Origin of the sequence: Sorangium sp. So ce375 (assembly GCF_051473855.1) — a bacterium.
Taxonomy (GTDB): Bacteria; Myxococcota_A; Polyangia; order Polyangiales; family Polyangiaceae; genus Sorangium.
In genome coordinates, this window is record NZ_CP150335.1 from 2,076,105 (window position 1) to 2,101,290 (window position 25,186).

The following is a 25,186-nucleotide window of genomic DNA, read 5'->3' on the forward strand; positions in this document are numbered from 1 at the left end:
CGTCTGCTCGGTAGAGGGCGGCGTGGAGCCGTCCGGCACCTCCCGCGCGGTTCCGCTCCGTCATGCTCGGTTATGCACGGTTGCGCGCGGTCACGCGCGGTCACGCCACGTCGCCGCGCGCCCGGGCGGGCCGTGAGGAGATAGGCGACAGCGGCCCCAGCCACCGTCGCGCGGACCGCCGCGCCGCGCGGCCAGCGTGAAACATCGCGAAACATCGCGAAACATCGCGAAATGCGGCGGAACACGGCGGAACACGGCGGAACACGGCGGAACACGGCGGAACACGGCGACGGAGCTCGCAGGGCCGTGCTCCCTCGTGGCGAGGTGGCCCTCGGCAGAGTAGGATGCGGCGCTTTGCAATCGGTCCTACCTGCTCCGTCTCTCCCTCGCCCGCGTTTGCTGGAGATCACCTGGCCCATCTTCAGCGAAAACCTGCTGCACATGCTCGTCGGCGTGTTCGGCGTATGGCTGGTCAGCCGCCTCTCGGACGAGGCCGCCGCCGCGTACGGGCTGGCCAACCAGATCATGTTGACCTTCATGATCACCTTTCGCTTCGTCAGCGTCGGCGCGAGCGTTGTGGTCACTCAGTATCTCGGCGCGCGGGATCGCGCCGGCGCCGAGCAGGTCGCGCGGGCGTCGCTCGCGGCCAATCTCTGGCTCGGCGTCTTCAGCTTCGCCGTCATCGCGATCGGCGCGAGGCCGCTGCTCGAGCTGATGCGCCTGCCACCCTCCCTGTTCCCGATCGCGGAGCCTTATCTCATCGCGGTCGGCGTGATGCTGGCGTTCGACGCGGTGAACTTCTCGATGGGCTCGGTGCTGCGCGCCCACACCTACACCCGCGACACGCTGCGCCTCATCGTCGTCATGTACGTCGTGCAGCTCGCGCTCAGCCTGCCGCTCATGTTCGGTATCGCCGGGCTCCCGGGGCTCGGCATGAACGGGCTCGCGCTGGCCGCGGTGGTCGGTCGGGTGTTGTCCTTCTGGATGCACCGGCAGCTGTGGATCACGCGCCTCAAGATCCGCTCGACCTTCGAGGATTTCTGGCGCATTCGCCCCGATCGACTCCGCGAGATGCTCCACATCGGCCTGCCGGGGGCGGGCGAGAACGTGGTCTATCGCATCAGCTTCATGATCATCCTCGCGATGGTCGCCAACATGGGGCAGATGGCGCTCACCACCCATACGTACACGATGCAGATCGTTCACTTCCTGCTCCTGTTCGGCATGGCGGTCGGCTTCGGGACCGAGATCGTGGTCGGGCACCGCATCGGAGCGGGCGATCTGCAGGGCGCCGATCGCCAGGTGCGCGGCGGCCTGGCGATCGGGTTCTGCGTGTGCGTGACCCTGGTGCTCGCCACCGCGCTGCTCGGCCCCCGCCTGCTCGGCCTGTTCACGCGCGATCCCGAGGTGATCGCCACCGGCTCGCGGCTGCTCTGGCTGACCCTCCTCGTCGAGCCGGGCCGCACGCTCAACCTCGTCGTCATCAACGGGCTCCGCGCCACCGGCGACGCGCGCTTCCCTGTCGGCTTCGGCGTCTTCTCGATGTTCGCCGTGGCCGTCGGGCTGTCCTGGCTGCTCGGCGTCCGCCTCGGCTGGGGGCTCGCGGGCGTCTGGGTCGCATACGCCGCCGACGAGTGGGTCCGCGGGCTGGTCATGGCCGCGCGCTGGCACTTCCACGGCTGGGTGCCCCACGCGCGGCGCACCTTCCGCCGCGTCAGGCTGAGCAGCCGCCCCGCGTGACCGCTCGCCCATCGACCTTCCCGGGCCGCGCCGCCGCAAGGCGCGGCCCCGCGGAAGGCGGGCAGGGGGGCCGGCGGCCGGCTATCCCGCCGGCGTGCTCACCTTCTCGGTGACGGCCATGCAGAGCGCGGCCACGCCGCGCCTCGGCACGGTCACGAGCTTGTCGCGGAACGAAGCGCGCTGGTCGGTGTACAGCTTCGACACCTTGTGCGAGAGGATCGTCGAGCTCCAGACCGCGACAACGTCGGCCCAGCGGAGATCGGCGTCGGCCTTCGTCGCGTTGCGGTGACCCTCTCCGTCCACGATGCGGATGTCGACCTCGCCCGCGAGCAGCTGGCGCAGGTCCTCGGACGTGCCTGGCCCCCCGCCGACCACGAGCAGCCTCCGCAGGCCGCGCGCGTGGAACGCCCCGATCATCGCGAGCGCTGCGCGTTTGTTCGCCGAGCTGCCGCACAGGTCGCAGACGGCGTCGGTGCCGACCTCGACCACGCGGAGCCCGGCCTTCGCGGGGAGCTTCGCGCACTCGGCGCAGCGGCGCTCGACCCGCTCCTCCGCCCGCGCCGGCGGCGGCGGCCGGCCGAGCGCCTGCTGCGCCTGCCCCGCGATCTCCGCCGGGAGGAAGTCCGCGGGGTGCCGGAGCTCCGTCGCTGGCGCATGCTCCGCGAGCCAGACGAGCAGATCGGTTTCTGAAATATTCAGAGATTTTGCGAGGTTGCGCACACGGACAGGACGCGCCATTGCGATGCGACTGTGACATGTACAGCACGGCGGCGCCCTGTTTCATCGCAGGGGTCGCTGCCTCGGGCGGGCCCGATGCGGCCGGCGCGGCCGATGTGCGCGCTCAGTCCAGCGCGGCGGCGCGGCGCAGCCCGTGGCGCTGGAGGAGCCGGTGGAGGTACATCCGGTCGAGCCCTGCTTTGCGCGCGGCGCGGCTCACGTTGCCGTTCGACCACTCGAGCAGGGCGGCGAGGTAGCGCCGCTCGAACCTGTCGATGATGGCGTCCTTCGCCTCCTTGAAGGGCATCTCGATGTTCGCGGCGGGCTCGTCGAGCGCGGCGCCGGCGGGCGCGGCGCCCGGGGGCGGCGCGGAGCCCCGCTCGGGCGCAGCCGTCGCCCCCATGGCGGCGCCCTCGCCGAGCACGACGCGGCGCTCGACATAGTTCCTCAGCTCTCGCACGTTGCCGGGCCAGTCGTAACGCTTCATGTCCTCGATGACCTCGGGGGAGAAGAGGTGCACCTTGTCGACGGCGCCGAGCTCGTTCAGGAAGCAGTGGACGAGCAGGCCGATGTCCTCCTTGCGCTCCCGGAGCGGCGGGACGCGCACGGTGAGCACCGAGAGGCGGTAATAGAGGTCCTCGCGGAACCTGCCGCTGTTCACCTCGCGCTCGAGGCGCCGGTTCGTGGCGGCGATCACCCGGATATCGACCTTGCGCACCCGGCTCTCGCCGAGCCTGCGCACCTCGCGTGAGGCGAGGGCGCGGAGGAGCTTCGGCTGCATCTCCAGCGGCAGCTCGCCGATCTCGTCGAGGAAGACGGTGCCGCCGTCGGCCTCCTCGAAGGCTCCGGCGCGGTCGCGCGTGGCGCCCGTGAAGGAGCCGCGCACGTGGCCGAACAGCTCGCTCTCGATGAGGCTCGGCGAGATGGCGCCGCAATCGACGATGACGAGCGGCTTGTCGGCGCGGGCGCCGCGCTGGACGAGCTCGGTGGCGATGACCTCCTTGCCCGTGCCGTTCTCGCCCTCGATGAGCACGTCGGGCGCGCTCTTCGCCACGCGCTCGAGGACGGGGAAGAGGCGCCGCATGGGGACCGACACGCCCTGGAGCGCCCCGAAGCTGACCGCGCGCGCGAGCTCGGTCTCGGCGACGGCGTCGGCGTCGCGGATGCGCACGACCGACTCGCCGAGCTCGATGCGGCACTCCGGCAGGATGGCGTCGGCGTCCCGCACGCGGACGCCGGCGATGGTCGTCCCGTTGAGCGAGCCGACGTCCGTCAGCCGGAACGTGGATTTCACGCGCTCGAGGATGCAGTGGAAGCGGGACACGGCGCGGTCGGCGAGCACGAGATCGTTGCTCTGGTGGGAGCCGATGCGGATGAAGTCGCCGTCGAGCACCATGATCCGGCTCGCCGGCCTGCCCGCCTCGCGCTCGACGCAGAGCTCGATCCGGGGCACCGCGAGCACCTCGCCCTTCGCCATGCGGGGCTCCGTGGAGGCCGCGAGGCTCGGCGGGCCGGGGTCGTCGGGCGTGGCGGGGGGGCGCGGCATGCGCGCCATCTTACGCGTGAGCTTGTGGCCGTCCAGAGGTGGCCCTGCCGGCGGCACAGGGCGAGGCGTCATCGCCCGCCGCCTCGAGCCGCACGACGCGGTGCCGGCGGAGCACCCTCGCGGTGTAGCCGGGCCGGCGGCGCCCGCCGACGCGCAAGGAGCGTGATCACAGCGCGTCCCGACGAACGGGCGGTCCACTCGCAGGTAAGCTCAGCCGGAACGTCGCGCCGCTGCCGGGATGGGAGCTCACGGCCAGCATGGCGCCGTGGGCGGCGGCGATCCTGCTCGCCAGGTACAGCCCGAGGCCGATCCCCGACGCATGGCCGTCGGTGACGAAGCGGTCGAAGATGCGGGGAAGGAGCTCCGGCGGCACGCCGGATCCGCGGTCGACCACATCGACGTGAGCGTACTCTGACCCCTCTATCAGCTCGCTGCTGAGCCGGATGAGGACCCACTCCCCCGCGGGCGAGTGCTTGATCGCGTTGCTGACGAGGTTCTCCAGGGCCTGGCGGAGGCGATCCCTGTCCGCCGCGACGACGAGCTCCCGCGGGCCCTCGATGCGGATCTCGACCCTGGGCGTCCCGAGCGAATCGGCGATGTCGCGCGCCAGCGAGACAAGGTCCATCGGCGCAGGCATGATGTCGAAGAGCCCCTGCTCGATGCGCCCCACGTCCAGCAGATCCGAGATGAGCTGGCCGAGCCGGGAGACCGAGTCGGTCGCCCGTTCGGCGTCGCGCACATCGTCGACCCGGCCGTCGCGCTCCGCGCGCAGCTGGAGCAGGCCAAGGCGGCTCATGAGCGGGGTCAGGTAGTTTCGCAGATCGTGCGCCAGCACGGTGATCAGCTCCTCGGCGGCCTGGCGCCTGCCTTGCGCGAGCGCAGCGGAGGTGACCTTCTCGACGAGCTCCGCCCGGTGCGTCAGGGCGCCGATCCAGTGCGTGACCGTGCAGAGGAAGCGGAGATCCTCGTCGGAAAAGAAGTCCGGCGTGGCGGAGTGGGCAGAGACGACCCCGCGCCGCTCGCCGTCGACGACGAGCCGGGCCGCGATGTGGGACCGCACGCCGAGGTCGTGGACCAGGCCGGGCAGCTCGTCGGGCACCTGGTCCGAGCGCCCGGTGATGTACGGATCGCCGTTCGTGAAGACGCGGGAGATCGAGCCGCCGTTGGCGACCGGGTGGATGTCGAGGCCGAGCGACCGCTGGAGCCGGCCCATGGGCGTCCTGCTCGTTCCCAGGGCGTGCAGGGTGTTCCTGTCGGGATCGAAGAGGAAGATGTCGATCTTGTCGGCGCCGAGAGCGCTGATGAGGAGATCACTCGCCTGGTTGAGCGAATGCCTCAGGTCGGCCGCGGGCAACTCGAGCAAGCGCCCGAGAGTTGCCATCAGCCTACCTTCCCTGGAGGAGGCTTCCTTTCCGGACATGCTGCTTTCTCTCCCCCGATGGGCACGACGCCGCGCGCTCGGCCACGGCAGCGTGAGCCGGCGATGGACGGTGGATATCGTCGTTCATGACGAATCTGTCGCCCGATCGGTAGACCTGTGCGGCGCTGGATGTCGCTCCCGCGCGGGGCAGCGCACGCCCGTGCAGGTATAGGCCGCTCGCGGCGCATCGTCGAGCTCACTCCGCCCGTGAGCCGGGCACGCCCTCGCCCGTCCGGCGGCGCGCTCCCTGCTCGCCTGCGCGGTCAGGCCGCACGCGCGCGGCCGCGGCTGCGCGGTCGCCCCGTGAGCGTCACGGCTCAGGACAGCAGTAATACAGGAGCGTCCGCGGGTCATCGTCGTCAACGCGCATGGTGAGCTCTGGCTGGACGCAGCCGGACGGCGGATCGACGGCGGCCGTGCACCGGATCATCCGCGGAAGCTGCTCGAGCTCGATGCAGCGCTCATCGTACTGCGGCGTGCGGCCGCAGCCCGACGGGTCGCCCGTCTCGAGGCACACCGAGTGAATCGCGGCCTCCGTCAAGCATGTCTCCTCCCCACCCTCGCCGCACGGGTCGATCTCCGCCTCGCACTCCATGAGCTTCGACGCGGATGGCCCGCAGCTCTCCGGGATCTCATCGAACGACCAGGTGCACGTGGACAGGCAGCTCGCCTCGTCCTTCCCGCAGCGCGCGACGCGCTCGTCGCACCAGAGGCGGCAGGGAGGCGGCGCCTCCGCCCGCAGCTCGGGCAGCCGATCCTGAGCGACGGTGTTGCCTCCACCGCCCGAGCCTCCGCCGCCCGAGCCTGCGTCGTTCGGCTCGTCGTCCGAGCAGCCGTTCAAGGAAAAGCCCGCTGTGAGGAGCGCCAGCCCCAAGGCCGCAGTCGCAACGTGGGATCGCATCTCGCGGTCAGTAGCCCGCCTGCGCGTCGAGGCGCAACCCCGGCGCAGGTTCGCGCGCGCCGGAGACGTGCTCGCACCGCAGCTCGGCGACGACGTCGAAAGGTAGGCGGTCGGCCAGCCCTTCTGGTCGGCGTCGATGTCGTTCGGCACGGCGAACCTGGGCGCGTACGGCCGCGGTTTGTCGCCGAGCGCCCTCCTCCGAGGCTGCCGTGGCGCGGCGTCCCGCTTGCCGCGCGCGCTCATCCACACCACATCCCCACGACCTGCATGGCCTCAGAACGCACGACCCACCGCGCCCTCACCGTCGCCGGGCTGATCCTGGCCCTCGCCATGGCCGCCCTTGAATCGACCGTCGTGGCCACCGCCATGCCCACCGTGATCGGCGATCTCGGCGGGATTCATCAGTACGCCTGGGTCACCACCGCCTACCTGCTCACCTCGTCGGTGCTGGTGCCCATCTGCGGCAAGCTGTCGGACATCTACGGTCGCAAGCCGATCATGCTCTTCGGCATCGCCGTCTTCCTGCTCGGCTCGATCGCGAGCGGCGCGGCGCGATCGATGCCGCAGCTCATCGCCTTTCGCGCCCTCCAGGGGGCCGGCGCCGGGGCGATGCAGCCGATGGCGATGACCATCTCGGGCGACATCTTCGATCTGAAGGAGCGCGCGCGGATCCAGGGCGTCTTCGGGGCCGCCTGGGGGCTTTTCGGCATCATCGGCCCGATGGTGGGCGGGCTGATCGTGCACTACTTCTCCTGGCGCTGGGTCTTCTACATCAACATCCCGTTCGGCGTGGCGTCCGTCGCGCTCGTGGCGACCTCGTTCCACGAGCGCATCGAGAGGCGGCCTCACGAGCTCGACTTCCTCGGCGCGGGGCTCTTGTCCGCCGGCGTGGTCGCGCTGCTGCTCGCCACGGGGAGGCTGGGCGGGGGGACGACGCTGTTCGCGGCGGTCGCGTCGGCGGCCCTGTTCGCCGTGTTCTTCGCGGTCGAGCGGCGGGCCCCCGAGCCGATGATCCCGCTGCCGCTCTTCCGGCGGCCGGTGATGTTCATCTCCAACGTGGCCGGCGCGATCCTCGGCGGCGCGATGATGGGGACGATCACGTTCGTGCCGCTCTTTGTGCAGGGCGTCCTGCGCGGCACCCCCACGGACGCCGGCAGCGCCATCGCGCCGATGCTGATCGGCTGGCCGATCGCGAGCGCGATCGGCGGTCGGCTCATCCCTCGGGTCGGGTTCCGCCCGCTCATCTGGATCGGCCTCGGCGTCACGGCGGCGGCGGGGCTCGCGCTCGCGCTCGGCGGGGCGCACGACACGCCGCTGATGCTCCGAGCGACGACGCTGGTCTTCGGCGTGGGCATGGGGCTGTCCAACGTCGCGCTGCTCATCGCGGTGCAGAGCAGCGTCGCGTGGGAGCAGCGCGGGATCGCCACCGCGAGCACGATGTTCTCCCGGCTGCTCGGCGGGGTCGTGGCGGTGGGCATCATGGGCGGCGTCCTGACGGCCGAGCTCGCAAAGGATCCGTCGATCCCCGCGGACGCAGCGAGCCGGCTCCTGACGGCGGAGGGGGCGCGCGGCCTCGATCCGTCGATCCTCCAGCACCTCGGGGAGGCGCTCACGTCCGGCCTCACCACGGTGTTCTGGATCATCGCTGCCATGGGGATCACCGGCTTCATCGCGGCGCTGTGGTTCCCCCGCCTTCCGCTCCAGCCCGCCGGGGAAGACGCGGCCGTCGCGCCGCCGAGCGAGGCCGGCGTCGGGTGAGGCGCCCCGCCCGCGTCGACGGCGACGGGGCTCGATCCAGCGCACGTTGGCGCGTAGGAACAGGGTGGATGAGGCGGCGGTCCCTGGGGATCACGGCGGCGTGGGCGCTCTGGCTCGCGCTCGGGGGGGCGGGGTGCGAGGACCAGCGCTTCGTCATCGGCCTGCTCGCGCCCGGGCAGGGCGGGGGAGGGGGCGCGCCGGAGCGGCCGAGGTTCGAGGCGCCGACGGCGATGACGGAGCTCAACAGCAGCGAAAGGGAAGAGGACCCGACCCTCACGGACGATCTGCTCGAGATCTATTTCATGTCCGATCGCGAGGGGAACCGGGACATCTGGACGTCGCGGCGGGCAGCGGTGGGCTCGCCCTGGGACCCGCCGCACGCCGTGGAGAACATCAACCTGGCCGAGAGCATCGAGGATACCCCCTGCGTCTCCGGGGATGGGCTCCGGATCTGGTTCTACAGCACGCGCGAGCCGGAGGGCACCTGGCTGGCCGAGCGCGCCAGCCGGGACGACCCGTGGGGAACGCCAGCGCACGTGGACGCCCTCGCCGTCGAGGGCGCCACGGTGATGGGCGCTCACGTCGATCCCCCGGGGCTCCACGTCGTGGCCGGCGTCACGCCCGCGGACGCGGAGACGTACCTCGCGATCGCATCGCGCGAACGCCCGGAGGACGACTGGAGCGCGCTCACCCCCCTCGCCGGGCTGGACGGCCCAGGCGACGAGGGCGGCCCGTTCCTTTTCGACGACGGCAAGCAGATCCTGTTCCGAGCGAGCCGCGCGGGAGGGGGAGACCTGTTCTGGGCATGGCGGGCAAGCGCCGAAGCGGCGTTCGAGGAGGCAGCGCCGCTCGAGGAGCCGGTGAACCTCCCCGGGGAGCGCGACACCGATCCGCACCTCTCACCGGACGGCTCCGTCCTGTATTTCGCGTCGACGCGGACCAGCGTCGCCGACCTCTACGAGGCCCGCCGCGCTGCGCCTTGATCGGACTCCTGATCTCGCGCGGCGCGGAGAGCGACGCAGATCCCGCTCGCGGCGCCGGACGAGGCGGCGACAAGACACCTCCTGCAAGCTCACGACGCGTGGATCTGCGGCATCCTGTGTTGGTGTAAAAGTCTTACTGGGCGCGAAAACTCCTGACTTCACGGGAACTTGGAGCGACCCGTGATTGATCGCGGGCGCTCCGGTCCACCTGGGAAAACGGGACCAAGAGAGCTCCAGGAGATTCGATGCATCCTTTGCTTTGCCGGCCGTGGCGACGATGTGGGTCTACGCGTACATGGGGCCTCCTGATCGGCGTCGTCGCAACGCTCGCGAATTGCAGCACGGAGGGCTCGGCGCCGGGCTCCGGCTCAGGGGGGCAGGACAGCGGCGCCACCGGCGCTGGCGCCACGACCACCGCTTCTGCCACCACGGCGAGCAGCGGCGCGGGAGGCCACCCGGGCACGACGACCGGAGGGGGCGGCGCCGAGGGCGTCGGAGGGAGCGGCGGCGCGGGAGGAAGCGGCGGCGCCGGAGGGGGCGGCGGCGCCGGAGGGGGCGCCGACAGGTGCGCCGATGCCCTCTACGACCCGGCGAGCCCGCCCGAGGCGCTGCGCCTGTCCGGGAACCTCGGGACCCACGACCCGTCCGTCATCCAGGCCGGCGACCGCTATTACCTGTTTCATACGGGGGACAGGATCCCGATGAAGGTCTCCTCGGACCTCCTTGCGTGGCAGGCCGCCGGTCGGGTGTTCGACGCGAAGCCGGCCTGGCTGGCGGAGAAGGTCCCGGGCGTGAGCGATCTGTGGGCGCCCGATATCTCGCGCTTCGGGGACACCTATCATCTTTACTACTCCGCCTCGACGTTCGGCAGCAACCGCTCGTGCATCGGGCATGCGACGAAGGCCTCGCTCGACTCGGCAGGTCCGTGGACCGACCGCGGCGCCGCCATCTGCTCGAACGACGGCGCGGCGCGGGACGACTGGAACGCGATCGATCCCAACGTCGCGATGGATGAGGAGGGCACGCCATGGCTCGTGTTCGGGAGCTTCTGGAGCGGTATCAAGATGGTGAAGCTCACCCCGTCGGGGGAGCGGGCCGACAAGGAGCTCCACGCCCTCGCCGCGCGCCCCGATGCCCGCGGGGCGCTCGAGGCGCCGTTCATCGTGCGGCGCTGCGGCTTCTATTACCTGTTCGTCTCATTCGACGCCTGCTGCCGTGGGGCGGACAGCACCTACAAGATCGCCGTCGGTCGTTCGACGAGCATCACCGGCCCGTACGTCGACGAGGAGGGAACGCCGATGATGTCCGGCGGCGGCACCATCCTCGTGGAAGGTGGCTCCCGGTGGCGAGGACCTGGGCACAACGCCGTGTTGTTCGCAGGCGATCGCGCCTACAACATCTATCACGCCTACGACGCGGACTCGAACGGCGCCCCCACGCTCCGGATCTCCGATCTTGTGTGGGACAACGACGGCTTTCCGCGCTCCGGAGGGCCGTAGTCGCGCGGCCGTGCTCCGGGAGGCGCGCCTTGACCGGGACTTCTGGCCTCGTGCATCGTCGCCACCATGCGAAAGCCCGCGACCGAGCTCCACGCGCCGGAGGCAGCGCCGCCGCGGGCGGACGATCTGCTCGGGCTCGCTCGGGCCGCCGCAGCGCGCGATCCGGCGGCGATCCGCACGCTCGTCACGGAGCTCGGCGGCGCCATGTTGCGGAGCGTGAGGAAGGTGCTCGGCCCTCATCACCCCGACGTCGAGGACGCGACCCAGGAAGCCGTGCTCGCGTTGCTCCAGGCGCTGCCGTCCTTCCGCGCGGAGTGCACAGTGCTCCATTTCGCGAGCCGCATCGCCGTGATGACCGCGCTCGGCACGCGCCGGCGCCTCCGCGTGCGCGAGCGCTTCGACGAGCCGGACGCGCCGATCGACGTGGCCTCGGACGAGAGCGGCGCGTCGCCATTCGCCGAGGCGGTCTCGAACCGGCGGCGTGAGATGGTGCTCGAGGTGCTCGACAGGATGCCCGAGGCGACGGCGGAGGCGCTCGCGCTCCATTTCGTGCTCGGCTACACGGTCGACGAGATCGCGGCGCTCGCGGGCGTCTCTCCGAACACGGTCTGGAGCCGTCTCCGGCTCGGCAAGGAGGCGCTGCGGCGCGCGCTCGCCAACAACGCGAAGCTGGCCGAGCTCTTCCGGGGGAGGGACACATGACGACCGACTGCCGGAGCGAGCTCCTCACGCGGGTGCGCCGCGGCGTGGCGACCGAGCCGGACCGGCTCGCCTTCGACGCCCACCTCGGCTCGTGCGCGTCGTGCCGGATCAGCTGGGTGCTTGCGCAGGACTTCGACGCCGCGGGCGCGGCGGAGCCCGGGGACGCGGCGCTCCTCGCGCGCATCGCGAGCGCCGCGATCGGCGGGACCGTGATCGATCTGCAGCGCGAGGGCGCGTCCGTGCGGGGCCGGGAGGCGCTTGCGCGAGGCCAGGAAGCACCTATGCGGGGCCAGGAGGCGCCGGCGCGAGGCCAGGAAGCATCTGTGCGGGGCCAGGAGGTGCTTGCGCGCGGCCAGGAAGCGCCCGTGCGGGGCGCACCCGTGCGAGGTGATGGCGCCTCCGTGTGGCTCGCGAGCGCGCCCGTGCGGCCCGACAACGACGTCCGGTGCGGAGACGACGATGCGCGACCGGGGACCGTCGTCGCGCGGCGGCGATGGGCTGGATGGACGCGGAGCACCAGGATCTGCGCCGCTGCGGCCGTCCTCGTCGCCGGGGCGGCGGCCGCGGCCACGGCGCTCGTCCAGCCGCACCCGGCGGCGGAGGTAGGGCCGCGCGCCCACTTGCTCGAGCCCTCGCTGCGCGCGGCGGTGTCCCGCTCGGGCGCGCGCGCGCTGCCTGGGGGCGCGCCGTCCGAGGGCGGGGGCGCGCTGCCTGGGGGCGCGCCGTCCGAGGGCGGGGGCGCACCGGCGCCCACCGAAGCGTCAGCGCGGGAGCTCGCGTCGGCTGCGCCGAAGCCGCGCGAGGCCCAGCGCGGGCCGAGCGCGCCGGCGTCCTCTCCCGCCGTCTCGACGGCTGCGCCCTCTCTCGCCGCGTCGACGGCGGAGCAGCTCTTCCGGGAGGCCAACGACGCGCGGCGCGCCGGCAGCTCCCGGCGCGCCATCGAGCTCTATCGCGCCCTTCAGAAGGGCTTCGCGACGTCGCCCGAGGCCACGCTCTCCCTCGTGTCGCTGGGCGGCTTGCTCCTGAACGCCGGCTCGGCAGCCGGGGCGCTCGCTCAGTTCGACCTGTACCTCGGCACGGCCGGCGCGCGCCCGCTCGCGGTCGAGGCGCTCTACGGCCGCGGGCGCGCCTTGCGGGCGCTCGGGCGCACCGGCGACGAGGCGCAGACCTGGCGGCGCCTGCTCCGGGAGCACCCGGGCTCGCCGTACGTCGATCACGCCCGCCGCCGCCTCGCCGAGCTCGGAGGGTGATCACGGAGCGCGCGCCGATCTGGCTCGCGTTCGTCGCGGCGATCGCGCTCTCCGCGGCGCGCGCCCCGGCGATGGAGGAGGGGTCGGTCGAGGTGTCCGAGGCGCCCGGCGCGCCGGTCGTGGAGATCGTGCTGACGGGCCCCGCCTCGAACCTCGGCGCGATCCGGGCGGCGCTCGCATCTCAGGCGCTCTCCGCGTTCACCCTCCGCTTCCGGGTCGCGCCGGCGTTCGACGCCGCGGCGCTCTTCGCGGTGCGGGCCTCCTCCGGCGTGGCCCTCTCCTGCTGGATCGACGTGAGCGACCCGCGCCGCGCCGCGCTCTACTTCACGGATCCCGTGGCCGATCGCTTCCTTGTGCGCTCGATCGAGCTCTCGGGCGGCTTCGACGAGCTCGATCGCGAGTCCGTTGCCCAGGTCGTGGAGCTCTCGCTCCGGTCGCTGCGCGGGGGCGCGCGCGCGTCGCTCGATCGGGAGCAGGCGCGCGCGCTCGTCCTCCGGCAGGCGGCGCGGCCTGCCGGCGTGCCAGGCCAGGCGGCGACGTCTGGCGGTGCGCCGGGCCATGAGGCCCCATCGGCCGGCGCCTCGGGCCACGCGGCGCCATCGGCCGGCGCGCCGGGCCAGGCGGCGCCATCGGCCGGCGCGCCGGCCCCGCGCCGCGCGCTGGAGCTCGGGGCCTTCTACGGCGTCACGGCGCATTCGGCCGAGGTCGGCTGGACGCACGGCCCCGGCGTGCGCGTCGCGCTCGGCGAGAGCTCGGGGCGGCAGCGGCTCGCCCTCGACGCGCGCTTCCAGTACCAGTTCGAGCGCCGCTACGAGGAGCCGCGCATCGGCCTCGATCTCAGCACGATCGCGCTCCGCGCGGGCGCCTCCTGGCTCTACGCCCTGACGCCAGGGGCGGCGCCCCTCGAGCTCGGCGCGCGGCTCGGCGCGGGCCTCGATCATGTGGAGGCGGCGCCGCGGCCAGGCAGCGCTGCCGCGCCGTCGTTCGTCCCGGCCGGGGCGAGCGCCTCGAACGCCCTCGTGCTCGTGGCCGGCGCCGTCGCCAAGCTGCCGCTGAGCCGCGATGTCCGGCTGTTCACGGAGCTCTTCGTCGAGCTCGATCCCGCGCGCGTCCGCTACGATCTCGCGCTCGAGGACGGGGCCGAGACCGTCCTCGCACGGTACCGTCTCCGGCCTGGCGTGCTCCTCGGCGTCGAGCTCTGACGGCGCCGCATCGGGCCGGACTGGCGGCGAGCGCGCCGAATCGCGGTCGCTTATTGAAAATTTACATGTTGGCGCGACGGTCCGGGCACCCGCGAGAAAATCGAACGACGGGTGATTGATCGCGGTCGCCTCGGCGCACGTGGGGGAGAACAGAGCGGTGCCATGTCGTCGCTTCGCGCTCTCTTCACCCACGCTTGCCACGTAGGTCCTTCCGGGCGCGCACCCGACGCGTGCTCACCGTGCAATGTCTTCCCGCAGGAGCTCGTCATGCGAATTCGGCCCATCTTCATGTCCGTCGTGCTTCATTCTTTCGTTGCCGGCATCGGCTTCGCGTCAGGTGGTTGCAGCTCAGGAGACCCTGACGAACAGCCCGCCGCGCAGGCCACAGGCAGCGGCGGCGGCGGCGGCAGCGCCAGCAGCAGCGGCGTGGGCGGCGCGAGCAGCGCTTCCGGCCCGAGCGCCACGGGGGGCGGCGGCGCGGGAGAGGGGGGTGGCGGTAGCGGCGGCGGTGGCGGCGCGGCCGGGGGGGCGACGAGCGCTGCAGGCGGATCGGAAGGCGGTGGCGGGAGCGGGAGCGCCGAGCTGCCGAACGTCACGGTGTACATCGCCGGCGACTCGACCGTTCAGACCTACGTGAACAGCGCCATTCACCAGGCGGGCTGGGGGCAGTTTCTGGGCGATTTCTTCGACGAGCGGGTGCGCGTCGAGAACCGCGCCATCGGCGGCCGGACCGCGCGCCGGTACATCGACGAAGGCCGCCTCGACGACGTCCTCGGGGACATCCAGAGCGGGGATTACTTCCTTGTGCAGTTCGGCACGAACGACAGCAACAAGACCGCGACGTACGAGCACGAGGGCAACACCATCCCCTATTACCTCGACCCCGCGACGGACTTCAAATCGTACCTCGAGCGGTACATCGAGGGCGCGCAGGCGCGCGACGCGACGCCGGTGCTTGTCACCCCGCCCCCGCGGCGATCGTGCTCCGATGACAGCCACAATTTCGGCAACGGCTTGAGCGCCTATGCGAAGGCGATGCGGGAGCTCGGGGACGAGCTCAACGTGGCCGTCATCGATCTCAACGCGAAGACGCTCGCCTACCTGAACTCGATCGGGTGCGTGGCGTCGGGCGAGGACTTCTTCCTCATCCGGGCGGACAAGTCGGTCGACGGCACCCATTTCAACGAGACCGGCGCCCGCGTCATGGCGGGCCTCGTGGCCGAGGGCACCGAGGACGCCGGCCTGCCGCTCGCGCGGTACCGGAAGTGACGGGGCCGACGAAATCCCCTCATTTTTCTTGGCATCTTTAGCGGGAAATCGAACAAGGAGACAGGGAAACGGGGAGTGAGATTCCATCAATCTCCCCCCGTCTCCCCGTCTCCCCGTCTCCCCGTCTCCCCGCCTCCCTGTTTAATTTTTTCTCTCGAAGAATTCGAGGCGCTGCTTCAGGGCGTCGACGTCACTTCACGTAAATGTCCGGCCTGGGGGGCGCCGCCATTCCGGTACCGACCTACGTCAGGACAGCGCGCGGATATCCATCGTGATGTCGCCCATGACGTCCGCGTAGCGGAGCGCGATGTCCTTGGCGTCCTCCAGAGACGGCACATCGACGATGACGTACCCGCCGATCAGCTCCTTGGCTTCGGCGAACGGCCCGTCGGTCACCTTGTGCTTACCGCCGGTCGACACGATACGAGCGCCCTTCGCGCTCGGCTGCATTCCCTCGGTCGCGAGCAGCACGCCGGCCCGGGTCATCTCCTCGATGAGGCGACCCATCGCCGCCATCAGCTCCGGCGCGGGCGGCGCGTCGCCTCCCGCCTCGTCGTGACAGTGGACCGCCATGTACCGCGTCGTCGTGAGCCCCTCGGGCTTCGGCGCCACGCCGAGATCCCACATCTCCGTCACAGGCCGGATGTCGATGTCGACGTCGCCGATCAGGGCCGCGAACCGCGACACCCAGCCGATCGCCTCGTCGAGCGACGTGACGCGGAGGATCGCGAAGCCGCCGGGCACCGCCTTCGCTCCGCCGAAGGGCCCTCGGGTGACGGTGCGCCGGCCGCCGGCGAACTGGAGGCGAACGCCCTCGGAGCTGGGGCGGAGCCCTTCGCCGCCGCGCAGCACCCCCGTCTTCACCAGGTCCCCCATCATCTGCCCCACACGCTCGATGAACTCGGGGCTCGGCATCGCGCCGGCTTCGGTTTGTGCGTCGGTCCTGTGCATGATCATGAAACGCATGTCCACATTCTCCTTCGTATCGGCCGACAGGGAGCTCACGAGCTGCCGTCGTCCGGCGCGACGCTCTTCTCGATGTCTCCCGGAGCGGTGGCCATCACGCGCCGGCGTGCTCGCGCTGCGGCCCTGCTCGTTCGTGCCCTCGCTCCGGTCCTGACGCTGTTCTGCTTGTACGCTCTCCCTGCGGGGTCGTCACCGGGAGGAACCCCGGCGCTCAGCAGGGCGACGAACGAGGGGGCGCAGGATCGACACGGGGGAGCATTTCTTTTTTGCGCCGCCGCGGGGGCGCCGCCCGGGCGCGCCGGCCTCGCCCTCACGGGCCGTGCCTCCGGGGCGGCGCTGGCCTCGGTCAGGCCGCCAGCCGGTGCTCGATCTCGATCGGCGTGAGCGGCGGCGGGTGCTCGTCGATGACGAGCGTGCTGCCCGGGTGCTGGCGGACGAGCTCCTCCGTGGACTCGATCGCTTCCTGGACCGTGCCGTACGGGAGCGAGCGGGTGACGTACCCCTCGGCCGCGACCACCCAGCCCCAGCCGTCGGGGTCCGGCATGACGTGGTATCTGAGCCTCTGTGTCATGGCGTGTCCTCCCTCCGGCAGGGTGAGCTCGGCGCGCGCGCGCCGCAAGGAGCCGGCGCTCGCGAAGGCCTACCGGTAGTGGCGCTGCACCTCCTTGAGGGCGAGCTTCGAGATCGACCTCAGGGTGTCGAACACGCCGCGGCCGCTCGCCGCCGCGGCCTCGAACTCGGGCGCTCCGCCCGGGTTGAGGAGCCCGCGGAGCTCGGCGACGTCGGCGATCCCGTCGAGATCCCGCTTGTTGTACTGGATGACGAGCGGCAGCCGACCGGGCGAGCGGCCCTCCTCGGCGAGGTTGTCCCAGAGATCGGCCATCGACTCGACGTTCGCGTCGAGCCGCGCGCGCTGCGAGTCCGCCACGAACACGACGCCATCCAGCCCCTTCAGGATCAGCTTCCGGCTCGCCCTGTAGAAGATCTGACCCGGCACCGTGTAGAGCTGGAGCCGCGTCCGGAAGCCCGACAGGCCCCCGAGATCGAGCGGCAGGAAGTCGAAGAACAGCGTGCGATCGCTCTCGGTCTTGAGCGAGATGAGCCGCCCCTTGGCGCTCGGGACCGTCCGATCGTACACGTACTGAAGGTTCGTCGTCTTGCCGCAGAGACCGGGGCCGTAATAGACGATCTTGCAGTAGATCTCCCGGCTAGCATAGTTGATGAACGCCATCGGCGTGCTCCTCCAGAGTCGACGTTCGAGGGGAGGCAAGGCCGGTCCCCGCATTGAAAAAGAAGCCGAACGGGGGACATCGCATCGAAAGCGATGGCAACGCCCGTCCGACGCGTTGGAAACGAAGGCGACCCCCTCTCCCGCGCTGGGAGCGGTCGTCGCGATCGACCCCGCGCTGAGAGGGGAGGCGACGGCCGCTCCCCCACGAGTCCCCGCGCCGCGCGCGGTGCTGGCGCGCGCCCGGCTCGCCCCGGCGCGGCGCGCGGCGCGCCTTGCCCCGCGGTCCCCGCGCTACGTCACGCGCGGCCGGCGGCGAGCTGCGTCGCCGCTGCCGCCGCCGCGCCGGCGGCGATCACGAGGACGCGTCGGCGATCGCGTGGAGGGCGGCCACGAAGCCCTCCAGGGAGGCGTCGCGCGCGTCGCTGTGCTTCACCAGCCGCTCGTTCACCGCGATGAGCTCCGCCACGTCCGGGCTCGCGCCCGGGACCCGCCGGAGCTCGTGCACCGCGCGGCTCACGCGCGACGGCGGGTCGAGGCACGCGAGCGCCGACAGCGCCGCCGTCGCGCCTGCCTCCCGGCCCGCCGCGAGCGCCTCCCGCGCCATCGCGAGGAGCACAAGCGCGAAGGCGACCTGGATCGCCTCCAGGAAGCCGCGGGAGACGTCCTTGCCGCCCTGGCTGGCCTCGCTCCACGCGAGCGTCACGAGCTCGCCTATCTCCGAGAAGGCGCGCGTCGACATCAGCGTGGAGAGCGTCTCCAGGCCGTGCTTGTCCCAGGCCGCCCGCGTTGTCAGCTGGCGCGCGAGCCAGGAGAGCAGGGGATACGCGTCGCCGCCCGCCCGGATCGCCCCGAGCGCGATATCCATCAGCGCGGCCCGCGCCACGCCGTGCGCCTCGAGCCAGCCGAGCAGGTTCGCCCGCTCCCCGCCCCGCGGCGTCCGGCGCGCCTTCTCGAGGATCGCGTCCCTCAGCACCTCGGGGAAACGGGGGATGTCGACGCTCCAGTCCTCGTCCGAGAGGCGCGCGCGCTCCATCGCCAGCGCGGCCAGCGCGGCGTCGTCGAGCGAGATCGCCCCGGCCCGCCTCGCCGCGAGGATCTTCGGGACCGGCAGATCGCGCAGCGCGGGGCGCTCCGCGCCGAGGCCGTCGAGCTCGTCCCCGTCGAGCAGCGGCGGCAGCCCCTTGTGGACCTTGGGCGCGAGGACGAACTCCCCGGCCCACTGGACAGGCTCGCGCCGGCAACGCGCGAGCACGCGCTCGTAGATCGCGGCCGGGACCTTCCCGCGCACGAGATCCGAGAGCTCGATCCACTCCTCCTCGTCGAGCACGAGGCGCGGCACGCTCAGCACCTCGTGCTGGAAATGCGCAGGATCGCTTATCGCGAGCCGCGCGAGCTGCCGAATCACCGGCCCGCTGAAGCCCCTCTCGCAGCGCGCTCGCCAGCGCAGGAGATCGGATGTCCCGAGCTCGTCGATGTGCTCGGACAAGAAGGCATGATCGTCCGGCTCCAGCGACGGCTGACGGAGCACGTGAAAGAACGCGACGGGACGGGCACGGCCCCGGTGCGCGCGCACCAGGGCCTCAATCTCCGCCTTTCGCATGGCGCGACCTCATCACCCGAGATCCCATGTGGGGATCAGGGACACTCTCAGGTCCATCGTCGCCTGGCGCAAGCGCGGCCCGTCATGACTCGTCGGTCGGTGGAATGACGGATCCTGTTCCTGACCGGTGTGCCCAGGGTAGCGCCAGCGCCCCGGCTGTCAAGCCATGAGGACGGGCGGCCCGCGCTCGTCGCTGCTCGCTACTCCCTCCGTGCGCCGCCGCGGCGGGCCCCGGCCGCTCACGCTCACCGGCGCACCGTGACGTCGTGGGAGAGCGGCAGCTCGACGGAGAAGGTCGAGCCCTTGCCGATCTCGCTCGACACGCTCACCCGCCCTCCGTGGGCCTCGACGATTGTGCGCGTGATGTAGAGGCCCAGCCCCAGCCCGCCGTAATGACGCGACGAGACGCCCCGGCGATACCGCTCGAATACCTGCTCTTGCACGTCGGCGGGGATGCCGATGCCATGATCGGTGACCGAGAGCCGGGCCGTCTCTCCGTCCGACGCGATGGTGAGATCGAGCGGCTTGCCCCCGCCGAACTTGATGGCATTGCTCAGCAGGTTGGTCACGACCTGCTCGATGCGCTGCGCGTCCCAGCGGCCGACGACCGGCCCGGCGGCGCGCACCTCGAGCGCGCAGCCCGCCCGCGCGAGCTGGTCGTCCAGGTACGTGGTGACCTCTCCCACGATCGCGCGGAGATCGATCTCGATCGGATCGAGCTCGAGGCGCCCCGCCTGGATGCGGGAGACGTCGAGGAGCATGTCGACGAGGGCGACGAGGCGCTTGATCTGCCGCTGCGAGAGGTCGACCGAGGCGCGCGCCCGCTCGAGGCCGTCCGCGCCGCGCGAGAGCTTCTTCTCCATCGAGTGGACGGCGAGCTGCAGGCTTGTGAGCGGCGTCCGGAGCTCGTGCGAGGCGACGGAGAGGAACTCGTCCCGCGCGCGGACGGCCTCCTCCGCGCGGGCGCGCGCCCGTTGCTCGTCGGCCAGCAGGCGGTCCCGCTGCTGCTCGGCCTGCACGCGCGTGGTGACGTCGCGGAAGCTCCAGACCCGCCCGACGATGCGCCCGCTCACGCGCTGAGGCTGCGAGGTTCGCTCGAAGACCCTGCCGTCGTCGAACGTCAGCGTGTCGATGCCGCTCGCCTCGCGAGGATCGTGGGCGCTCCCCGTCGCCGTCGCCGTCGTTATCGTCTCCGTTTCTCGCAGGAGTTGCTCCGAGTCCGCGAGCTGATCGAGGCAGAGCGCCAGGTGGTCGTCCTTCGAGAGGAGCTCGTGCTCGGGGATCCCCCACATCTCCCTGAACCTGCGGTTGTGCCGCACGGGGCGGCCCGCGTCGTCGACGACCAGGATGCCGTCCGCCGTCGAGTCGAGCGTGGCCTCGAGCAGCGCGTGCGAGTGGCGCAGCAGCTCCTCGGCGCGCTTGCGCTCGGTGACGTCCGTCGCGATCCCGCACAGCGCATACGACCTCCCGTCCGGATGGCGCAGCGGGAACTTGAGGGAGATGAACACGTGCATGCCGTCGGGCAGCGGGACGTACTCGTCGCGCTCGATGGGGTGGTCCTCCCGCAGCGCGGCGATGTCGTTGGCGCGGACCGCATCGGCGATGTCGGCCGGGAACAGCTGGTGGTCGGTCTTGCCGAGGATGTCCTTGCAGTCCACGTGGACGACCTCGGCGTAACGGCGGTTGACCAGCAGATAACGCCCGTCCGCGGCCTTGACGAACACGATGGCGGTCGTGTTGTCGAGGATGGCCTGCAGGAGCGCGTTGCTCTCGTGCAGGGACGCCTCCGCGCGCCGCCGCTGCGCGTTCTCCTGCTGGAGCTCTCCGTAGAGCCGCGCGTTCTCGAGCGAGATGGCCGCCTGCGACGCGAGGACATCGAGGACGCCCAGCTCCGCCGTCGAGAAGGCGCCCGGGACCAGGTTGTTCTCCAGGTAGAGCAGGCCCACCGCCTCGTCCTGTCGCACGATGGGCACGCCGAGGACCGAGCGCCGAGGGCACGGCGCGCCGTCGAAATACGGATCCGTGGCGAACCGGTGGGGCGCGGCCGCGTCGGCGATCGCGACGGGCTTGCGGGCGCGGACGACGGCCGCGCAGAGCGACAGGGGCACCTGCGACGGCGCCGCGAGGCGGCCTGTGAGGCCGAAGGCGCGCTCGCCGTCGCCGCTCGCCTCCGCCAGGACGAGGCCCTCCGGCGACGAGAGGAGCAGGCAGCCGCGCTGCGCGCCCACGTGCTCCATGGCCACGACCAGGAGCCGAGCGTGCAGCTGGGGCAGGACGAGCGCGCTCGAGATCTCCTGCGAGGCCTTCAAAATGCCAAGCATATCGAGGTATTGGCCGTCGCCGACCCCGGGCGCGGGCCGCCTCGCGAGCTCCGGGTGCTGCTCGATCAGGGCGCGGACCTTCGCCCGCGCGCCCCAGGACTCGAAGCTGTCGCGGGCGCGCGCGAGGTAGGCGCTCGCCGCCGTATCGAGCTCCCGCCGGGCGTAGAAGCGCGCGCAGAGCTCGCTGGCGAGCCCCTCGACCTCGATGAACCCGCCGGAGCGCGCGGCCTTGAGGGCCTGCTCGTACGCGCGCTCCGCGGCGAGCTCATCGCCCGAGAGGCGCGCGAGTTCGGCCGAGACCAGGGCCACCTGGTGTGCGAAGTTCGCAGGCGACGCCTCCGCCAGCGCCGTCAGGTGGGCGAGGTGCGCGCGCACGGCGTCGAGGCAGGCTGGCGGGGGCGCGCGGGCGTGGCTGGCGGAGCGCGCGACCGCCGCGTAGAAGTGGTACTGCGCGGCCCCGAGGAAGCGGCGCGCGCTGCGCAGCAAGGCGCCAGCGCCCTCCGCCGCTCCGGCGGCCCCGTCCAGATCGCCGAGGAGCAGGCGCGCTCGCAGCTGGAGGAGGTGGCCATAGAAGCCCCTGATCGGCGATCTCAGCGCGATCTCCTCCGCGGAGCCGTCCGCTGGGCGATCGGGCGCGGAGGGGTCGCGCAGCCGCGCGAGCAGCTGCAGCGCGTCGCGGAAGAGCTGCTGGTCCAGCTGGCCGCTGGTTCGCTCGGCGAACGCGAGGCGCCGCGACGCCTCCTCGGCGATGTCGTCGAGGGAGTCGCCGGCGAATAACCGGAATGTGATGAGCTGATGGCCGAAGTAGCACGAGAAGGGGTGGTTGCCGGCGGCGATCGCCGCGTCCAGCTCGCGCTGCATGAGCTCCATGCAGCGCCGGACCGGCATCTTCAGGTAGCCCAGCAAGGCGACGAACGTGAAGCTCGCCCTGGGCCTGTAGGGCGAGTTCGCCTCGCGCTGGGCGAGGCGATAGCCCGCCTCGCCGAAGGCGAACGCGTCCGCGGCGCGCCCGCAGCGCTCGGCAAGGACGAGCCCGAAGGTCGCGTAGGCGGCCGCGGAGCTGCTCGTGTTCCCGTGCGTCAGCGAGAGCTCCACGGCGGCGCTGGCGGCGAGCGCCATGAGGTCCCAGCTCGCGTGGTAGGCAGGCAGGTACAGCGTGGCGGCGAGATCGCAGGCGGCCCGGGCGCGCGGGTCGCTCATGGGCGGCAGATCCGGGAGGGCGGAGATGCCGAGGGCGCGGCCCTCCAGGCGACGCAGGACCGCCGCGACGGCGGCGTCCACCGCGGCGGCCTCCGGGGGCCACGGCAGGGGGAGCCCGCAGTGGCCGAAGCCCGCGACGCAGCTCTGGACGGCGGCGTCCATCGCGCCTTGCGCGACCTGGATCTCGGCGAGCAGGGCGTACACGGCCGCGGCCGCGCACCGCCCGAGGGCGCGCTCGCACAGCGACGCGCAGAGGCCCTCCGCGGCCGCGAGCTCGCCGGTCGCGAACCGGCACTGGGCCAGCGCGAAGTCGAGCTCGAACGCGAGCTCGGCGCGCGAGCCCGCGCGCTCGCCCCCGAGCAGCTCGGCGCCCAGCAGGAAGAACCCGATCGCCGTGGCGTGGTGGGTCGCCGCCTGGGCCTTCCGGCCCGCCCGGAGGTTGAGCTCGGCGGCCCGCGTCCGCTCCTCCGAGCACGTGATCCGCGGCGCGCCGCGGGCGATCTGGCGCACGATCTCGAAGAGCTGCGCCTCGATGCGCTCGGGAGGGAGGCCGTCGAGAAGGGCGCGCGCCGCGGCGAGGTGCGCGTCGGGCCGCTGCTCGGCGGGGGTCAGCTCGTAGGCGACCTGATGGATGCGGTCGTGCAGGAAGCGGATCTCGGCGTCGATCCGGGCGATGAGGCGCAGGGCGAAGGCCGCTCGCAGGCGCTCGATGACGGCGCCCTCGGGGCAGCCGAGGAGGATCGCCAGCGTCGCCAGATCCGCGGCGTCGCCGAACAGGGCGAACCGCCGCAGGGCGTCCTGCGTGTCCGCGTCGAGCCCGCGGAGGTTCGCGGCGATGATCTCCGCGACGTCGTCCGAGCACCGCTTCGCCCGGATTTTCTCGAGGTCCCACCGGAATGCTCGGGCGGCGGTCGAGAAGCGGATCCGCCCTTCCTGGTAGAGCGTGCTCGCGAGCTGCGCGACGAACAGCGGATTTCCCCCTGTCTTTTCGTGGAGGCTCACGGCGAGCGGGGCGACCTCCTCCCGGGGCGCGCGCAGCGAGTCGGCCACCCACGAGGTCACGGCGTCGGCGGACAGCGGGGCGACCGCGATCTCGGTCACCGCGACGTCGTCCTCGCGGAGCCGGCGGATCATCTGGCGCACCGCGTGGGAATCGGAGACCTCGTTGCTCCGGTACGCGCCGAGGAGGAGCGTGTCGCGGACGTTGGCGTCGGTCGCCCAGCGCTCCAGGACCGTCAGCGTCTCGACGTCCGCCCACTGGAGATCGTCGAGGAAGACGATGAGCGGCCGCCCCGGCCGCGCGAGAGCGCCGAGGAGCTGGCTGAGCGCGAGCAGGAACCGGGCCTCGGCTTCGGGGGGCGGGATCTCGGGCGGCGGGCTCTGCGGGCCGAGGATCCTGGCGAGCACCGGGAGCATGCCGGCCAGCAGCGGCGCGTTCGCGCCGAGGGCCTCCGCGAGGCTGCGCTGCATCTCCGCGCGCGACGCCTCGCCCTGCTCGAGCGCCTGGACGAGCGCGCCGTCCAGCGCCTCGAGCAGCGCCTCGCAGGGGGCATGGCGCGGGGCCGCCTCGCACCTGCCGGCCGTGAACCGCGCCGCGGGCGCGCCGACGGACTCGCCCAGGCGATGGACCAGCCGTGTCTTGCCGACGCCAGGCAGGCCGGAGAGCAGGACGAGCTCCGTCCGGCCATCGCTCCCGACCCGCGCCACCGCGCTCTCCAGCCGCGCCATCTCGCCGGCGCGGCCGTAGAGCCCGGGGGTCAGCCGCAGCGGGGGCGGCACGTCGGCGAGGCCCGGCTGGAACGGCGCGATCCGCCCCTCGGCCCGGAGCGCCTCGCGGCACCGCACGAGATCGTGCTGGAGGCCGGAGGCGCTCTGGTACCTGTTCTCCGGGAGCTTCGCGAGGAGCTTCAGGACGAGCTCGGCGACGGGCGAGGGCAGCGCGGGCACGGACGCGAGCGGCGACGGGGGAACGACCGCGGCGTGGCAGTAGATCCAGCCCAGCAGATCGCTCGCCGCGAACGGCAGCCGCCCGGTGAGGAGCTCGAACAGGATCACGCCGAGGGAGTACAGGTCCGACCGGTGATCGATCGCCGCGCCGAGGCGCCCGCCCTGCTCGAGCGACAGATACGGCCACATGCCGGGGGGTGGCCGGCCTGATCGGGGGCAGCACCGGCCCGGGGCGAGGGAGGGGGGCCCGAACCCTGTCAGCTTGATGCCGCCGCCGGGCATGACCATCACGCAATGGGGGGTGAGGCCGAGGTGGACGATCTGCCGCCCGTGAATCGTCGTCAGCGCCTCGGCGATGCGGATGGCGAGCTTCAGGAACCGGCCGAGATCCATGGGGCAGCCCGTGAGGCGAGCGAGCGGCGTCGCTCCGTCGTCCTGGATCACGAGCGCCGGGTGGCCATGGAACGTGCAGACCCGCACCGCCTCCATGGCCACGTCGCCGCCGACCAGCCGGGTCGCCTCCAGCTCGCGCCGCAGCGCCTCGTACTCGACCGTCGAGGGGTGAGCGGCCTTCACGGCTTTGACGAGGACGCTGCGTCCCCCCAGCTCGCGCGCCCGGTAGAGCGCGAAATCCGGCCCTTCGTCCAGCACGGCTTCGGCGAGGTATTCTGTCGCTGTCTGCATGGCTCTGGCGCTGGGCGGCACACATTTCCGGGGCGCGGTGGCGCTCGAGGCGCCTGCGCTGCCGATCGGCAGGCAGGATCGATACCAGCGGTGAGCGATCGGTCCCGCGGCGGATCCAGGCCTTCGATCGACTCGACGCGTCGGCAGCGATGTGACGATCGACCAGGGCGAGCCGCGTTGATCCCGGCGGCGTCGCGTGCCGTCTGCCGAGCTCGGCGCTGAGCGGAAGGCTCCCCGTAACGTCCGCCGG

At 72.2% G+C, this 25,186-nt stretch carries 17 protein-coding genes; 8 read left to right on the forward strand and 9 right to left on the reverse strand.

Translation table 11 applies throughout. The features are described from left to right. Positions 1-354: 354 nt before the first annotated feature. Positions 355-1,740 (forward strand): MATE family efflux transporter, encoded by a 1,386-nt coding sequence (locus WME90_RS07970; RefSeq protein ID WP_437280482.1) that lies wholly within the window; start codon positions 355-357, stop codon positions 1,738-1,740. 81 nt (positions 1,741-1,821) lie between these two features. Here the strand turns inward: WME90_RS07970 and WME90_RS07975 are convergent, their stop codons facing one another. From WME90_RS07975 to WME90_RS07990, 4 genes are all read right to left on the reverse strand, one after another. Next, complete coding sequence (locus WME90_RS07975; protein WP_437280483.1) at positions 1,822-2,460, reverse strand: hypothetical protein; 639 nt, start codon at positions 2,458-2,460, stop codon at positions 1,822-1,824. A 121-nt stretch (positions 2,461-2,581) separates the two neighbouring features. Further along, positions 2,582-4,003 (reverse strand): sigma 54-interacting transcriptional regulator, encoded by a 1,422-nt coding sequence (locus WME90_RS07980; protein WP_437280484.1) that lies wholly within the window; start codon positions 4,001-4,003, stop codon positions 2,582-2,584. Positions 4,004-4,169: 166 nt separating this feature from the next. Continuing rightward, positions 4,170-5,384 carry a GAF domain-containing sensor histidine kinase gene (locus WME90_RS07985; RefSeq protein WP_437280485.1) on the reverse strand — a complete coding sequence of 405 codons (1,215 nt, stop codon included), beginning with the start codon at positions 5,382-5,384 and terminating at the stop codon, positions 4,170-4,172. 349 nt (positions 5,385-5,733) lie between these two features. Continuing rightward, positions 5,734-6,264, reverse strand: coding sequence for a hypothetical protein (locus WME90_RS07990; RefSeq protein WP_437280486.1), 531 nt, complete (start codon positions 6,262-6,264; stop codon positions 5,734-5,736). Positions 6,265-6,591: 327 nt separating this feature from the next. Here WME90_RS07990 and WME90_RS07995 point away from each other — a divergent pair, with 327 nt between their 5' ends. The 7 genes from WME90_RS07995 (at position 6,592) to WME90_RS08025 (ending at position 14,987) form a co-directional block, all read left to right on the forward strand. Continuing rightward, on the forward strand, positions 6,592-8,082 hold the full coding sequence (locus WME90_RS07995) for an MDR family MFS transporter (RefSeq protein ID WP_437280487.1): 1,491 nt from the start codon (positions 6,592-6,594) through the stop codon (positions 8,080-8,082). A gap of 68 nt (positions 8,083-8,150) precedes the next feature. After that, positions 8,151-9,065, forward strand: coding sequence for a hypothetical protein (locus tag WME90_RS08000; protein ID WP_437280488.1), 915 nt, complete (start codon positions 8,151-8,153; stop codon positions 9,063-9,065). A gap of 245 nt (positions 9,066-9,310) precedes the next feature. Next, the gene (locus WME90_RS08005) at positions 9,311-10,564 is read left to right on the forward strand and encodes an arabinan endo-1,5-alpha-L-arabinosidase (protein ID WP_437280489.1); all 1,254 of its coding nucleotides are present in this window, start codon (positions 9,311-9,313) and stop codon (positions 10,562-10,564) included. 66 nt (positions 10,565-10,630) lie between these two features. Further along, the gene (locus WME90_RS08010) at positions 10,631-11,266 is read left to right on the forward strand and encodes an RNA polymerase sigma factor (protein ID WP_437280490.1); all 636 of its coding nucleotides are present in this window, start codon (positions 10,631-10,633) and stop codon (positions 11,264-11,266) included. Continuing rightward, positions 11,263-12,516, forward strand: a complete 1,254-nt coding sequence (locus tag WME90_RS08015; RefSeq protein WP_437280491.1) for a tetratricopeptide repeat protein — start codon at positions 11,263-11,265, stop codon at positions 12,514-12,516. The genes WME90_RS08010 and WME90_RS08015 overlap by 4 nt, the downstream gene beginning before the upstream one ends. Further along, positions 12,513-13,718: a hypothetical protein gene (locus WME90_RS08020; RefSeq protein ID WP_437280492.1), complete on the forward strand. Its 1,206-nt coding sequence runs from the start codon at positions 12,513-12,515 to the stop codon at positions 13,716-13,718. The genes WME90_RS08015 and WME90_RS08020 overlap by 4 nt, the downstream gene beginning before the upstream one ends. A 267-nt stretch (positions 13,719-13,985) precedes the next feature. Next, positions 13,986-14,987, forward strand: coding sequence for a rhamnogalacturonan acetylesterase (locus tag WME90_RS08025; RefSeq protein ID WP_437280493.1), 1,002 nt, complete (start codon positions 13,986-13,988; stop codon positions 14,985-14,987). A gap of 246 nt (positions 14,988-15,233) precedes the next feature. Here the strand turns inward: WME90_RS08025 and WME90_RS08030 are convergent, their stop codons facing one another. The 5 genes from WME90_RS08030 to WME90_RS08050 all read right to left on the reverse strand — a co-directional run bounded on the left by WME90_RS08030 (position 15,234) and on the right by WME90_RS08050 (position 24,936). Further along, positions 15,234-15,953: a YciI family protein gene (locus WME90_RS08030; protein ID WP_437280494.1), complete on the reverse strand. Its 720-nt coding sequence runs from the start codon at positions 15,951-15,953 to the stop codon at positions 15,234-15,236. Positions 15,954-16,299: 346 nt separating this feature from the next. Beyond that, a complete protein-coding gene (locus WME90_RS08035) occupies positions 16,300-16,524 on the reverse strand; it encodes a DUF2188 domain-containing protein (protein WP_437280495.1) in 225 nt (74 codons plus the stop codon). A 69-nt stretch (positions 16,525-16,593) separates the two neighbouring features. Further along, positions 16,594-17,184, reverse strand: coding sequence for a GTP-binding protein (locus tag WME90_RS08040; RefSeq protein ID WP_437280496.1), 591 nt, complete (start codon positions 17,182-17,184; stop codon positions 16,594-16,596). A gap of 352 nt (positions 17,185-17,536) precedes the next feature. Beyond that, entirely contained in the window at positions 17,537-18,784 is a 1,248-nt protein-coding gene (locus WME90_RS08045; RefSeq protein WP_437280497.1) for a hypothetical protein, read from the reverse strand. Between the two features lie 245 nt (positions 18,785-19,029). Beyond that, complete coding sequence (locus WME90_RS08050; RefSeq protein WP_437280498.1) at positions 19,030-24,936, reverse strand: ATP-binding protein; 5,907 nt, start codon at positions 24,934-24,936, stop codon at positions 19,030-19,032. Positions 24,937-25,186: the final 250 nt, after the last annotated feature.

Excerpts from the sequence above, each read along its gene's own strand:
- WME90_RS07980 (WP_437280484.1), bottom strand. The coding sequence starts at position 4,003 with ATGCCGCGCCCCCCCGCCACGCCCGACGACCCCGGCCCGCCGAGCCTC.
- WME90_RS07985 (WP_437280485.1), bottom strand. The coding sequence starts at position 5,384 with ATGGCAACTCTCGGGCGCTTGCTCGAGTTGCCCGCGGCCGACCTGAGG.
- WME90_RS07995 (WP_437280487.1), top strand. The coding sequence starts at position 6,592 with ATGGCCTCAGAACGCACGACCCACCGCGCCCTCACCGTCGCCGGGCTG.
- WME90_RS08000 (WP_437280488.1), top strand. The coding sequence starts at position 8,151 with ATGAGGCGGCGGTCCCTGGGGATCACGGCGGCGTGGGCGCTCTGGCTC.
- WME90_RS08005 (WP_437280489.1), top strand. The coding sequence starts at position 9,311 with ATGCATCCTTTGCTTTGCCGGCCGTGGCGACGATGTGGGTCTACGCGT.
- WME90_RS08010 (WP_437280490.1), top strand. The coding sequence starts at position 10,631 with ATGCGAAAGCCCGCGACCGAGCTCCACGCGCCGGAGGCAGCGCCGCCG.
- WME90_RS08015 (WP_437280491.1), top strand. The coding sequence starts at position 11,263 with ATGACGACCGACTGCCGGAGCGAGCTCCTCACGCGGGTGCGCCGCGGC.
- WME90_RS08025 (WP_437280493.1), top strand. The coding sequence starts at position 13,986 with ATGCGAATTCGGCCCATCTTCATGTCCGTCGTGCTTCATTCTTTCGTT.
- WME90_RS08030 (WP_437280494.1), bottom strand. The coding sequence starts at position 15,953 with ATGCGTTTCATGATCATGCACAGGACCGACGCACAAACCGAAGCCGGC.
- WME90_RS08035 (WP_437280495.1), bottom strand. The coding sequence starts at position 16,524 with ATGACACAGAGGCTCAGATACCACGTCATGCCGGACCCCGACGGCTGG.
- WME90_RS08040 (WP_437280496.1), bottom strand. The coding sequence starts at position 17,184 with ATGGCGTTCATCAACTATGCTAGCCGGGAGATCTACTGCAAGATCGTC.
- WME90_RS08045 (WP_437280497.1), bottom strand. The coding sequence starts at position 18,784 with ATGCGAAAGGCGGAGATTGAGGCCCTGGTGCGCGCGCACCGGGGCCGT.
- WME90_RS08050 (WP_437280498.1), bottom strand. The coding sequence starts at position 24,936 with ATGCAGACAGCGACAGAATACCTCGCCGAAGCCGTGCTGGACGAAGGG.